The organism is Aurantiacibacter spongiae, assembly GCF_003815535.1.
GTDB classification, from domain to species: domain Bacteria; phylum Pseudomonadota; class Alphaproteobacteria; order Sphingomonadales; family Sphingomonadaceae; genus Alteraurantiacibacter; species Alteraurantiacibacter spongiae.
The window spans coordinates 376,799-389,352 of the sequence record NZ_RPFZ01000001.1; the positions used below are offsets into that span (position 1 = coordinate 376,799).

10 protein-coding genes are annotated in these 12,554 nt (G+C 62.1%); 4 read left to right on the top strand and 6 right to left on the bottom strand.

Annotated elements, in window-relative coordinates; genetic code table 11:
- Positions 1-386: 386 nt before the first annotated feature.
- Entirely contained in the window at positions 387-1,772 is a 1,386-nt protein-coding gene (fumC, locus tag EG799_RS01970; protein WP_123878072.1) for a class II fumarate hydratase, read from the bottom strand.
- A 151-nt stretch (positions 1,773-1,923) separates the two neighbouring features.
- On the opposite strand from fumC, the gene EG799_RS01975 reads away from it, so the two are divergent.
- The 4 genes from EG799_RS01975 to EG799_RS01990 all read left to right on the top strand — a co-directional run bounded on the left by EG799_RS01975 (position 1,924) and on the right by EG799_RS01990 (position 5,395).
- On the top strand, positions 1,924-2,667 hold the full coding sequence (locus tag EG799_RS01975; protein ID WP_123878074.1) for a phosphatase PAP2 family protein: 744 nt from the start codon (positions 1,924-1,926) through the stop codon (positions 2,665-2,667).
- A gap of 66 nt (positions 2,668-2,733) precedes the next feature.
- A complete protein-coding gene (gene purF, locus EG799_RS01980; protein WP_123878076.1) occupies positions 2,734-4,206 on the top strand; it encodes an amidophosphoribosyltransferase in 1,473 nt (490 codons plus the stop codon).
- Complete coding sequence (locus tag EG799_RS01985) at positions 4,206-4,937, top strand: SDR family NAD(P)-dependent oxidoreductase (protein ID WP_123878078.1); 732 nt, start codon at positions 4,206-4,208, stop codon at positions 4,935-4,937. The genes purF and EG799_RS01985 overlap by 1 nt, the downstream gene beginning before the upstream one ends.
- A 110-nt stretch (positions 4,938-5,047) precedes the next feature.
- On the top strand, positions 5,048-5,395 hold the full coding sequence (locus tag EG799_RS01990) for a PilZ domain-containing protein (protein ID WP_123882605.1): 348 nt from the start codon (positions 5,048-5,050) through the stop codon (positions 5,393-5,395).
- Between the two features lie 342 nt (positions 5,396-5,737).
- Here EG799_RS01990 and wecC read toward each other — a convergent pair whose 3' ends face one another.
- From wecC to EG799_RS02015, 5 genes are all read right to left on the bottom strand, one after another.
- Positions 5,738-7,006: a UDP-N-acetyl-D-mannosamine dehydrogenase gene (gene wecC / locus EG799_RS01995; protein WP_123878080.1), complete on the bottom strand. Its 1,269-nt coding sequence runs from the start codon at positions 7,004-7,006 to the stop codon at positions 5,738-5,740.
- Entirely contained in the window at positions 7,003-8,124 is a 1,122-nt protein-coding gene (gene wecB, locus EG799_RS02000; protein WP_123878082.1) for a non-hydrolyzing UDP-N-acetylglucosamine 2-epimerase, read from the bottom strand. Before wecB ends, wecC begins: the two co-directional genes overlap by 4 nt.
- Positions 8,125-8,212: 88 nt before the next feature.
- Entirely contained in the window at positions 8,213-9,463 is a 1,251-nt protein-coding gene (locus tag EG799_RS02005; RefSeq protein ID WP_123878084.1) for an SAM-dependent methyltransferase, read from the bottom strand.
- Positions 9,464-9,513: 50 nt separating this feature from the next.
- Positions 9,514-10,896 carry a cryptochrome/photolyase family protein gene (locus EG799_RS02010; RefSeq protein ID WP_123878086.1) on the bottom strand — a complete coding sequence of 461 codons (1,383 nt, stop codon included), beginning with the start codon at positions 10,894-10,896 and terminating at the stop codon, positions 9,514-9,516.
- Between the two features lie 142 nt (positions 10,897-11,038).
- A complete protein-coding gene (locus tag EG799_RS02015) occupies positions 11,039-12,244 on the bottom strand; it encodes a glycosyltransferase (RefSeq protein ID WP_123878088.1) in 1,206 nt (401 codons plus the stop codon).
- Positions 12,245-12,554: the final 310 nt, after the last annotated feature.

Consider the following 12,554-nt stretch of genomic DNA (forward strand, 5'->3'; position numbering starts at 1 on the left):
GCGCTCTAAGTCCACTAACTGCCTTTACCCGATAAAAAAATCGACCCTTACCGCCCCGCTTTCCATAGGCGTGTGCCGAGGCCTCGGTCTCCGCGCGGGTCGGGGACGGCCTTTGACGGGTCCAATGGAAGGCTTCGAATTGACCATGCCTTCGAGCACACTTTTGCTCACGCTGTGGGGTAAGATGGAACGGATAAATTTATTCTCGCACTGTACCACAGATTGTGCCACAAATTGTGCCACACGCTCTGTTCGAGATCGTGAAAATGGCTGTTTTCTGGGCTTCTTCAGAAGCGGTCGAAAAAAGGTCGGGAATCCTCTCTCCCCGACCAATTTTCGTCGTTTCCCGCGTATCTCACAGCCCCGGGGCCCCTGCGGCAGAGCCGCTAAACCATATCACGGGGACGGACGAGACGGTCGAATGTATCTCCATCGACCAGGCCCAGTTCGAGCCCGGCTTCCCTGAGTGTCAGATCGTTTCCGAGCGCGTGCTTGGCGATTTTCGCAGCGTTGTCATAACCGATTTCGGGCGCGAGGGCTGTCACCAGCATCAAGGAACGGTCGACCAGTTCGGCTATCCTGTCCTTGTTCGGTTCTATCCCTTCGACGCATCGGCGAGCGAAGCTGTTCATTGCGATGGACAGCAACTCGATTGATCGCAGGACATTCGACCCGATCAACGGCATGAACGTATTCAACTCGAACTGGCCCTGCATGCCGCCGAGCGTGACTGCCTGATGATTGCCGATCACCTGAGCCGCGACCATCGTCAGCATCTCGACCTGCGTCGGGTTGACCTTGCCCGGCATGATGGAGCTTCCCGGTTCGTTGGCCGGCAGGGACAACTCTCCCAGGCCCGAGCGTGGACCGGACGCCAGCAGACGCATGTCATTGGCGATCTTGTTCAGGGCCACGGCCAGGGTGTTGAGGGCGCCGGAGAAAGACACAAGCCCGTCCTTGGCGGCAAGCTGCTCGAAGACGTTCTCGGCAGGACGGAACATCTCGCCGGTGATGTCCGAAAGTTCGGCGACCATGTCGTTACGCCAGCCGTCAGGCGCGTTGAGACCGGTTCCCACCGCCGTTCCGCCGATCGCGAGGACGCGCAGATCGCGTTCAACCGAATCCTCCACGCGCTCGCGGCAGCTGGCAATCTGCGCCGCGTAGCCGGAAAACTCCTGTCCCAGCGTCAGGGGGGTTGCGTCTTGCGTGTGCGTACGACCGATCTTGACGATATCCGCGAAAGCCCCTGCCTTCTTGTCCAGCGCCGAATGCAGCGAACCCAGGGCCGGAAGAAGGCTCCCCCGGGTCGCCAGCAAGGCGGCGATATGCAGCGCCGTCGGAAAGCTGTCGTTCGAGCTTTGCGACCGATTGACGTGATCGTTCGGATGAACGGGCGAATTTCCACCGCGCACCCCGGCCAGATTCTCGTTGGCGATCGCGGCGATCACTTCGTTGACGTTCATGTTCGTCTGAGTGCCGCTTCCAGTCTGGAAGATCGAGAGTGGAAAGGCATCGTCGAACTCGCCTGCGCGCACGCGTCGCGCCGCGGCTTCTATCGCGTCGGCCAGGGGGGTTTGCAGACCGTGCTTTCTGTTGACCCGCGCCGCGGCCTGCTTGACCGCGGCCTGCGCATGAACGATCTCGATCGGCATACGCTGATGCGGGGGGAACGGGAAATTCTGGAGACTGCGCTGGGTCTGCGCTCCCCAATAGGCGTCGGCGGGAACCTGAATCGGTCCGATGGAATCGGTTTCGGTTCGCGTTTCTTTCATCGAGATGTCCTCCTTGACTTCTTCTGCATGACGCCAAACCCTCGAGCCCGTCTGGCGTTGCATCTTTCGCCCTCTTACCTGCCGTTCTCCCGTCCTCGCGAAACCTATGCAGCCGCCGGCGCGTTGGCTGCGCCATGAGCGGAATTCCACAATGAACCAGGCCCCGGCAGTTTCCCGAATCCTCCGTCCGCACCGGACCGACAGCCGCATCCTTGTAGCGTTTCTCTTGTTCGCGGCAGCCCTGCTCGGGCTGATCATGCTCGCTTCAGAGGTGGCTGAAGGCGATACCTTCGCGCTCGACAAGGCCATCGTGGTAGGTTTGCGCCAGGCGAGTGATCCGGCTGTCCCGATCGGGCCGCATTGGCTGGAACCGGCGATGGTGTCCTTCACCGCGCTGGGTGGTGCCCCCGTCCTGACCCTCGTCACCATTTTCGCGGCTGGCTTCCTTCTGGCCCAGCGGAAGTTCGCACACAGCGTCTTCGTCGCCGCTACAATCGCTGGGGGAGCGTTTCTGAGTACCGTCATCAAGAGCCTGTTCGACCGCGCCCGGCCGGAAATCGTGCCCCACCTCGTCGATGTCAGTTCGGCGAGTTTTCCCAGCGGCCACTCGATGAACTCGGCAATAGTGTACCTTACCCTCGCCGTGCTGGTGGCGCGTGGCCAGGAGCAGAGGCGATTGCAGGTCTATCTGATCGGTGCCGCGGTCATGCTTGTCCTGCTGATCGGCTGCACGCGCGTCTATCTCGGCGTACACTGGCCGAGCGACGTCCTCGCCGGCTGGTTCGTGGGGGCCTGTTTCGCCGCCGCCGCCTCGTTGCTCGCCAAGCGACTTCAGGCCCGGCACAAGATCGAGCGACCCGGCGAAACCAGTAGCGAACGCGCTCGCGAGCCGTAGCTACCCTTGTAATCGGGCGGCAACGACGCCATTGGAGCATCGCCTCTCTCACTCGACGGTAATCCGATGACCTTCGCCCAGAATCCGCGCGACACGGACGACGACAAACTGCACGAGGAGTGCGGCGTGTTCGGTGTCATCGGGGGGGCAGATGCCGCCGCCGCAACCGCGCTGGGCCTCCACGCCTTGCAACACCGGGGGCAGGAAGCGGTCGGCATAACCAGTTTCGACGGTGCCGAATTCTTCACGCGCCGAGGCCTGGGACATGTCGCGGACAATTTTTCGTCCGGCGATTCGATTGCCGAGTTGCCAGGACACGTGGCGATGGGTCACGTTCGGTATTCGACGACTGGCGGGGCAGGTTTGCGCAACGTGCAGCCGCTCTATGCCGAACTGGCGAGTGGCGGTTTCGCGGTTGCGCACAACGGTAATATCTCCAATTCGCGCGCTTTGCGATCCGAACTGGTCGGCAAGGGTGCGATCTTCCAGTCCACCAGCGACACGGAAGTCATCATCCATCTGGTCGCCACCAGTCGCTATCCCACCATGCTCGACAAGCTGATCGACGCGCTTCGACTGGTCGAGGGTGCCTACGCCCTCATCGTGATGACGCCGCGTGGCATGGCCGCCTGCCGCGATCCGCTCGGCATTCGGCCGCTCGTCATGGGCAAGCTCGGGGACGCGATCGTCTTCGCCAGCGAGACCGTGGCGTTGGACGTAGTGGGAGCGGAATTCACCCGACAGGTCGATCCAGGCGAATTCATCGAAGTCGATTTCGACGGCACGGTCCGTTCTCACCGGCCCTTCGGCGAGCGCAAGGCCCGGCCCTGCATATTCGAGCACGTCTATTTCAGCCGGCCCGATTCCATTTTCAATCAGCGCAGCGTTTACGAAAGCCGCAAGAACATCGGCATCGAACTCGCGCGCGAGGCGCCATGCGACGCCGATCTCGTGGTGCCCGTTCCCGACAGCGGTGTGCCGGCCGCCATCGGTTACTCGCAGCAGTCCGAGATTCCCTTCGAGCTTGGCATCATACGTTCGCATTACGTGGGCCGGACTTTCATCCAGCCCTCCGACGGAGCCCGCAATGCGGGCGTGAAGCGAAAACACAACGCCAACCGCGCGATCGTGGAAGGCAAGCGCATCGTGCTCATCGACGATTCCATCGTGCGCGGGACGACCAGTCTCAAGATCGTACAGATGATGCGCGATGCAGGTGCTGCCGAAGTTCACTTCCGCGTGGCCAGTCCGCCTACTGGTCATGGATGCTACTACGGGGTCGACACGCCCGAACGGTCCAAGTTGCTGGCGGGACGGATGGATCTGTCCGCCATGCGGGAATTCATTCAGGCCGACAGCCTTTCCTTCGTATCGATAAATGGCCTTTACCGCGCGGTCGGTCTGGCTTCTCGCGATGGCGACAGTCCGCAATACTGCGACGCTTGTTTTACTGGCGAATATCCGACGCCGCTGACTGATCTGGCGCAGCGGCACGACCGCGAAGCGCAGCTTACCCTTCCCGTGAACAAGGTAGCCTGATGGCAGAAACCGACGCAAGCAAGCCGCTCGCCGGCAAGGTCGCCCTCGTCACCGGAGCCAGCCGGGGCATTGGCGCGGCGACCGCGAAAGCGCTGGCCGCACACGGCGCTCACGTGATCCTGACCGCACGCAAGGTGCGTGAGCTGGAAGATGTCGAAGATGCTATTCATGCCGACGGCGGCACGTCCACCATCGCCCCTATGGATCTGGCAGAAAGCGATTCGATCGCCAAACTTTCCCAGGCCGTGGCGGAGCGGTGGGAAAAGCTTGATATCCTTATCATCGCGGCGGCCTACCTGCCGACATTGACCCCGGTGACCCAGATCGATGGCAAGCAGTTCAATCAGGCGATAACCCTCAACCTGCTGGCCACGCAGGCGCTGCTCGCCGCTTTCGATCCGCTGCTCAAACGCGCCGAAGCCGGGCGGGTCATCGGCCTTACCAGCTCGGTAGGCGCTGAACCGCGACCGTTCTGGAGCGCTTATGCCAGCACCAAGGCGGCGTTCGACAACCTGCTGCTGACCTACGGGCAGGAGGTGGAGCGCATTTCCGAGAACCGCGTGGCTATTCTCGATCCGGGCGCTACCCGCACCGAGATGCGCGCCCGCGCCTATCCCGGAGAGGATCCGCAGACTGTCAAGTCGCCGGACGTGGTGGCGGATCGGATCGCCACGCTTTGCGTCGAGGACTTTGCCAATCTGCATCGTGAGCGGGTTCCCGAACCCGATTAACCATCCGCGCTAATCTGTTGTTAGGCAGTCTGCGACACTGTGCGAAAAGCACGGCGCGAAGCTTCGTCTTCATCGTGCCACGCACCAACGACGGATGGGGAACCCGCACGATGACCATGCAGAACACGCTTGGCCGCTACGAAGTCGCCGCGCAGGAGGATCGCAGCGCTGTCCGCACCAAGATCGTCATCCCGGCGCAGTTGCGCACCTCCGGTATGCGTTCGTTTCAGACGGTCGTAAACGACCTCTCGCTCAGCGGCTTTTCGGCCACCGCACTGAACCGCATGCATGTCGGCTCGATCTGCTGGCTGACCCTGCCGGGTCTCGAATCGTTGCAATCGGAGGTCGTGTGGTGGGAAAACGGGGTCGCCGGCTGCGCGTTTTCCAATCTGCTCTCGCCCATCGTGCACGACAACATCCTCGCCCGTTATCGCGGAGACGGCACCTATCGCGGCTAGCGCATCGCGAAAACGTCTTTCGGCGCTCGATCAAGCGATCAAGTGTGAGACAATGCGAAGGCGACCGCAGGATTCGCGATAAAGTTCGAAGCGGCCATAATTGCGCAGGGCGTTGCGTGCCCAACCCTTGCCACCCTGGCCCCGTCTGAGGACGAGCGCGACTCCACCGTCGTGCGCATGCACCGTTCCGCCTCCCGCAAGATCCCAGTTGGCGATGAACCTGAATGTTCCGCCGGTGGTATGCGGACGGATCGGAACGGGGGAAAACGAGACTGTCTGACCGCTATCCGGCATGTCATCCGAAAACGCGATATAGCGTTGGCCGTTGCGCGATACGACTCCTCAATCCCGCTCCATCGCCCTTGCCTTGCGTGTCGAGAACATGCCGGTCGTATCAACCACGGCCTTCGACAAATAGCTGTCCGCGTCCAGCCGCCGGAACTGCCGGTGCCCAACGAGGAAGGCGACGATGTCGGCAGCGCCGCGCGCTTCGTCGGAGGATACGAGGCGCACGTTTTCCCGCCCGCTCAGCGATGTGGGCAACCGGTCGAGATTGGGTTCCACGACAAGCACCTGCGCGCCGTCCAGCTTTGCGATTTCCTCCACGATTTCCAGCGCCGGGCTTTCGCGCACGTCGTCAACGTCCGGCTTGTAGGTGATGCCATGACACGCGATCGTGGGTCGCTTGAAGCGGTCGGCCAGCCGCGCGACCGTGGCGACGACGCGGTGCGGCTTGTCGTCGTTCACGATCCGCGCCGTGCGGATGAGGCGCGCTTCCTCGGGCGCGGAATGGACGATGAACCAGGGATCGACGGCGATGCAGTGCCCGCCCACCCCCGCGCCCGGTTGCAGGATGTTGACGCGGGGGTGCTGGTTCGCCAGCTCGCGCACCTGCCAGATATCCGTGCCCAGCTTCTCGCAGATGATCGACAATTCGTTTGCAAAGGCGATGTTGACGTCGCGATAGGCATTCTCGGAAAGTTTGCACAGTTCCGCGACGCGGCTGTCGGTGACGTAACAGGTGCCCATCACGAAGCTTTGATACAGTCGTGCCGCCTTGTGCGCGCAGTCGAGAGTCATGCCGCCGATTATGCGGTCGTTGCTGACCAGTTCGCGCAGCATCTGTCCGGGCAAAATCCGTTCAGGACAATGGCACAGTGCCACATCGGCGCGGCTGTCCTCGTCGCGGTAGCGGGGAAATGCGAGATCGGGCCGTTCTTCGGTGAAGATTTCAGCCAGCCGCTCCGTACTGCCGACGGGCGACGTCGATTCGAGGATGACGACGTTGCCCTTCTCCAGCACGGGCGCGATCATTCGCGCCGCCCGTTCAACGAAGGTCATGTCCGGTCCCTCATCAACCAACGGTGTGGGCACGGCGATGACGAAGAATTCCGCCGGTTCGGGCGTCGTCGTCGCGCGCAGACGTCCGGTATCGACGCTCGCCGAAAGAAGCATCTGCAGGTCCGGTTCCTGAAAATGCGCGCGCCCCGCGTTGACTGCCTCGACCACCGCCTGGTTGACATCGAGGCCGATGACCTCATGCCCGCGGCTGGCCATCATGGCGGCGGTGGGCAGCCCGATATAACCGAGGCCGACGGTGCAAATCCTCATCGCGCCCGCGCCTTCACGAACTGCGCCACACTCGCAGCGATCTTCTCGGCCGCCGTGCCGTCGCCGTAGGGGAACACCGCGCGCGCGCGGCCGGCGTAGTAATCGTCGTCGTCGAGCAGGCGTGACGCCGCCGCGAAGATCTTCGCGGAATCGGTTCCGACGAGACTGGCTACACCTGTTCCCACCGCCTCTGGCCGCTCGGTCACGTCTCGCATGACGAGCACCGGCTTGCCGAGCGCAGGCGCTTCTTCCTGAATGCCGCCACTGTCGGTGAGCACGAGATGCGCTGCCTTAATCAAGGCGACCATCGTTACGTAATCGACCGGCGGGACGAGGTGGATGCCCCGGCAATGACCCAGTCGCTCTTCCACCACGTCTTTCACTTTAGGATTGAGGTGGACCGGATAGACGATTTCGACATCACCCCGAGTCGCCAGTCGGGAGAGAGCATCACAGATGCGGGAAAAACCCTCGCCGAAGCTTTCCCGGCGGTGTCCAGTGACGAGGACCAGCTTCTTCGCCGGGTCGAGAGAAAGGTTCAGGGTGCCCAGTTCGTCCCCGGTGAGCCTGCACGCGACATGCAGCAATGCGTCAATGCCGGTATTGCCGGTGATGGTGATGTTCCGTCGATACGCCCGTTCGGCGCGCAGATTGTCGGCCGCTCCTTCGGTCGGAGCCCAGAGGAGTTCGGCCACGGAATCGATGGATATCCGGTTATATTCCTCGGGCCAGGGGCGGTGAATGTCATGACTTCTCAATCCAGCCTCGACATGCCCGACGGGAACCTGCGCATAGAATGCCGCCAGCGAAGCGGCCATCGCGGACGTCGTATCGCCGTGGACCACGACCAGGCCAGGCTGACGCTCGGCAATCAGCGTTTCCATTTCCCGCATGACGCCTGCGGTAACGCCGCCCAATGATTGCCCGGGCTGCATGAGGTCGAGATCGATGTCAGGCCGCTCACCGAAGACGACGAAAACCTGATCCAGCATGTGCCGGTGCTGCCCCGTAGTGACCACACTCAGGTCGATTTCGGGCAGGTTTCGGAGCGCCTGCACGACGGGAAGCATCTTGATCGCTTCGGGACGTGTGCCGATGACGAGCAGGACGCGCGTCACATCCTGCGTCCGGGCAAGCGATTGAGGAGACAGATCGACCACCCCCGCGCCCTAGCAGCGGCGCGTAAACTTAGTCCTACCGCTTCGCTCACCCTTTTCCGCCAAGCGGTTTAATGAGCGTGACCTGGCTCACGTCTATCCCCCCGCCGCGAAAACCGCCTTCGCAGTATTGGAGGTAGTAGCGCCACAGGTCGCAGAAGCCGCGATCGAAACCCGCAGGCAACCGGTCTTCGGCCACCGCGCGATCGAAATTCTCGCGCCATGCTCTTAGTGTCTCGGCATAATCGAGACCGAAATCTTCCTGATCCTTCCACAAAAGCCCTCGTTCTTCGGCAAGTCGCCGAAATTCGCTGGCGCAAATAAGCATGCCGCCGGGAAATACGTAAGCCTGGATGAAATCCGCGCTCGCGGCGTAGGCATCGAACACGTCCTCGCGAATGGTGATGAACTGAAGGGCGGCGCATCCTCCGGGGTTGAGGTTGCGGGCAAGACAATCCATGAAGTCCGGCCAGTATTCCCGGCCCAGGGCCTCGACCATTTCAACGCTGACGATGGCATCGAACCGCCCGCGAACGGCACGGTAGTCCTGCTTGCGGAACTGCACGTCCGGATACCTCTCGCGCGCCCACTCCAGTTGCTCATCCGAGAGGCTGATAGCAGTCACGTCGCAGCCCTTCTCGGCGAAATACGCCGACAACGCCCCCCAGCCGCAGCCGATCTCGAGAACCGTGTCGGGATCGCCCACTCGCTCGGACAGGCGATGCCATTTCGCGACTTGCGAATCCTCGAGCGCTGCGGTTGCCTGCATGTCTATAGCCGATGAGTAGCTCATCGTCGGGTCGAGCCATGCTGCATAGAAATCGTTTCCGAGGTCGTAGTGCGCATGAATGTTCCGTTCAGCGCGAGCCGGCGTATTCGCACGCAGTGAATGGAACGCTTTGGCAGCCAGGCGCCACGGCCCCTTGGCCCGCGCGATGTCACCCAATCCTGTCGTGTTGGCCATGAACAGGGCGAAGAGCGGCACCGGGTCGGGACTCGACCACTCCCCCGCCGCCCACGCCTCGTACCAACCCACCGATCCGCCGAGTGCCAGCCGCATCAGCGCGCGCCAGTCGTGAACGGTCACCTCGCACTCGAAACCGGGCGCGTGCCCGCCTAACGTTACGGTGCTGCCGTCCGGCAGATGTCCGATCAACGTGCCGGTCTTCAGACCGCCGTCGATCTTGTTCAGGATCTTCCGCGCACCGGGCGAAATTATCCGCGTCAGCATACCGGGCTTCGGACCGAACCGCCTGCCACCCTTCAACAATTCACCGCCGCGCGCGTTCGTCCCGTGCATGGTCGGCCTTATGACGAGGCGGCTCCACACCGGCAAGATGCGGAACGCCTCTAATCCTTCATCGCATGATAGGCCTCGAGCGCCCTCTCGCGGGCCTCCTTGTGGCCGATGAGTTTCGCCGGGTAGGCCTCGGGTCGGCACTCGTCCGGGGGATCGTGTATCTGCTCATCCGACATGTCGGCAAGTTCGGGTACGAATTTGCGAATGTAGTCCGCCGCGTCGAATTTTTCCGATTGGCTGAGCGGTGCCATGATGCGAACGAACATATTGCTATCGACGCCGGTTCCGCTGACCCACTGCCAATTGCACCCGTTGGAGCCGTAATCGGCATCGACAAGCGTATCCCAGAACCACCGTTCGCCGTGACGCCAGTCGATCAGCAGATGCTTGATGAGAAAACTCGCTGCGATCATCCGCACGCGATTGTGCATCCAGCCTGTCTGCCAGAGCTGCCGCATTCCCGCATCGACAATGGGGTATCCGGTCCGCCCGTTCTGCCAGGCTTCCAGCTCACTCTCGATTAAGTGACCGCGGTTGGGGTTTCGCCACAGATGGTCGTCATACCCGTCGCGGTACGATTTCTCGGGATAGTCGGGGAACTGATAGATTAGGTTCTGCGCGAAATCGCGCCAGATCAGCTCGCTACGATAGGTACGCGCTCCTTCGCTGGTATGCCGGCTCATGGCGTCCCACAGCATTCGTGGCGAGACTTCGCCGTGATGCAGGTGGGGGCTCATGCGGGAAGACCCGTCTTCGCTCGGAAGATTGCGGTCATCCTCGTAATCGGAAACCTTGTCCAGGAAGTCCTCGAATCTTGCTATTGCAGCGTTGGTGCCCGGCGTCCACGCCTCGCCGATGCCGCCCGACCAGTCAGGCGTACTCGGCAACAAGTTCAGGTCGTCCAGCCTGTCGCTTTCGGGCCAGTCGTCTGGATTGGTCAACGAAGGCTCTTCCAGCACGTCGAAGCCGTGAATGCGGTCGAACATGGCGTTCTTGAACGGGGTAAAGATTTTGTACGGATCACCAGCGCCAGTCGTAACCTTGCCGGGCGGCATGAGGTAATTGCCGTGATACAGGTGCAATTCTGTCCTTTCGGCCAAGTCCCTTTCCGCCTCGCGCCACCAGGGCTCATAATGATGGATGCCGTGGACGGCACCGGCACCGGTTTGCGCGACGAGTTCGGCCAGTATGTCCGCAGCCCTTCCCCGTCTCAGGACAAGTTTCGAATGGTGTCGGCCGAGATCGTCATCGAGCGACTTCAGTGAATGGTGCAGCCACCAGCGCGCCGCGCCGCCCAGTTTTCGATTTCCCGGGGTCTCGTCATCGAGGACGTATACCGGGATTACCGGGCCGGCATCGGCGGCGGCGCAGAATGCTGCCTGATCGCGCAGGCGCAGGTCGCGGCGCAACCATACGATCTGGGGTTTGGCGATGAGTAGTCTCCCTTCGAGAAGGGGAGCGAATCAAGTGTGTGCTGGTTCCGATCCGACATGCGGGCGGCGCGACCCAGCCAGGAGACGTTCACGCTCGCCCCGAGCCGAACGTCGTACGAAAACGCATAAAGCCACTTTGTCCCTAATGCGCCGGGTTCTGCCTTTTTCCGAAACCAGTGAAGTCGTCTACCGCTCCGGCGCGCGGAATCACGCACGCGGGCATCTCTTCTCCGAACCGAAGCCAGCGATAGGTTTGTATCAGATTGCCAGCGACGCTGGACCAGGTGAACCGTTCTGCACATAGCTGGCGTGCGCGTGCTCCGATCGCTTCGTTGTTCTCTTCCAGTCGCGCGGACAGAGTTTCGGCCAGTTTTCGGGGATCCCTTTCGATCCGGATTGCGGCGCCCTCGGCGAACGCTTCGGGAAGATTGCATTCATCTGTGATGAAAGTCGGAAGGGAATAGGCCCATGCTTCGAGGACCGCCATCGGGAGGCCTTCCGAATAGGAGGGGAGAATGAAGGCGTCCGCGCGGCAGAACGCCTCGTGCTTGCTATCGTCGAACACGGGGCCGGGAAAGATGACCTCGCACGCATCCGGCAAGTTCGCCGCCTGCCGTCGCAGCGCCTCCAGGTGTCCGCCATCGTCCCACCCGGCCAGTTCCAGTCGCCACTTGCGAACCAGAGCGGGACTGCTTTGCGCAAGGTGGCCCCACGCCTCGATCAGCTCGGACAGACCTTTCTTGGGATGGAGGCGGCCGAGGAAAAGCAGTGTTCGCCGTCCGGAACGATCGAAGCGTTCCGCGCAGTCCTTCAGCGGCGGGGTGATGGCGTTGGGTATGACGGCGAGGGGCGCCGCCAGCCCGGCGGCGCGCACCGATCGCGCTTCCGACAGACCGAGAACCTGAATGCAGGCAGCGGTTCGCAAATTGCGGTTCTCGTACAGCGCGCTCGCAATCCTTTTTTTCCAGCCACTGTTTCGAAGCGCCCAGGGGTCGAGCATGCCGCGTGGCGCGATCACGGTAGGACGACCGGTACGGTGTCCCCAGCGCGCAGTCGTAATCGATATAGCCTGCCAGAGGCCATGCTGATGGAGCACGTCGTGATCACCGAGCGCGCCTGATAACGTGGGCGCGTAGCCGAGCGAAGGTGGACCTGCGGCGTCGAACAGACGCGGGACGATCGGACGCCAGGCGGCAAGGTCCGCTTCGCTGAATTCGTCGCGGATGGCGTAGACACTGACTTCGCAACCGGCCAGTTCGAGCTGCTGCACTGCCGCTCTCACCGAATTGAACAAACCGCCCGCATTGCGCGATATGCTGGTTAGGACCATGCCCACCGATAACGTCACGGGTATCCTCCCTTTATGGTCAGCTGGTTCGGATCGCGAACGTGAACCGCCGGGATGGCATCGTTCCGCCAAGGCATCATCCGGTCCGGCTGCCAGCGCTCGAGTCGGTGGTTGCGTTGAAATGGCGGCGCGTTTAAATCAACCCCTTCCGCCGCGGCCCTCGCCGCCATCACGTGATCGGGATCGAAGGGCGCGACTGGACAGGTCCGGTTTCGGCGCGTTGCATTCATCATGGCTCATGACCCGCTTCCCCCGCCGGATTTCCCGCTTCGAGTAAAGCGGTTTGCCTGGACGTTCGTCTGGTTCACCA

Excerpts from the sequence above, each read along its gene's own strand:
- fumC (WP_123878072.1), bottom strand. The coding sequence starts at position 1,772 with ATGAAAGAAACGCGAACCGAAACCGATTCCATCGGACCGATTCAGGTT.
- EG799_RS02005 (WP_123878084.1), bottom strand. The coding sequence starts at position 9,463 with ATGCACGGGACGAACGCGCGCGGCGGTGAATTGTTGAAGGGTGGCAGG.
- EG799_RS01975 (WP_123878074.1), top strand. The coding sequence starts at position 1,924 with ATGAACCAGGCCCCGGCAGTTTCCCGAATCCTCCGTCCGCACCGGACC.
- EG799_RS01990 (WP_123882605.1), top strand. The coding sequence starts at position 5,048 with ATGACCATGCAGAACACGCTTGGCCGCTACGAAGTCGCCGCGCAGGAG.
- EG799_RS01985 (WP_123878078.1), top strand. The coding sequence starts at position 4,206 with ATGGCAGAAACCGACGCAAGCAAGCCGCTCGCCGGCAAGGTCGCCCTC.
- wecC (WP_123878080.1), bottom strand. The coding sequence starts at position 7,006 with ATGAGGATTTGCACCGTCGGCCTCGGTTATATCGGGCTGCCCACCGCC.
- purF (WP_123878076.1), top strand. The coding sequence starts at position 2,734 with ATGACCTTCGCCCAGAATCCGCGCGACACGGACGACGACAAACTGCAC.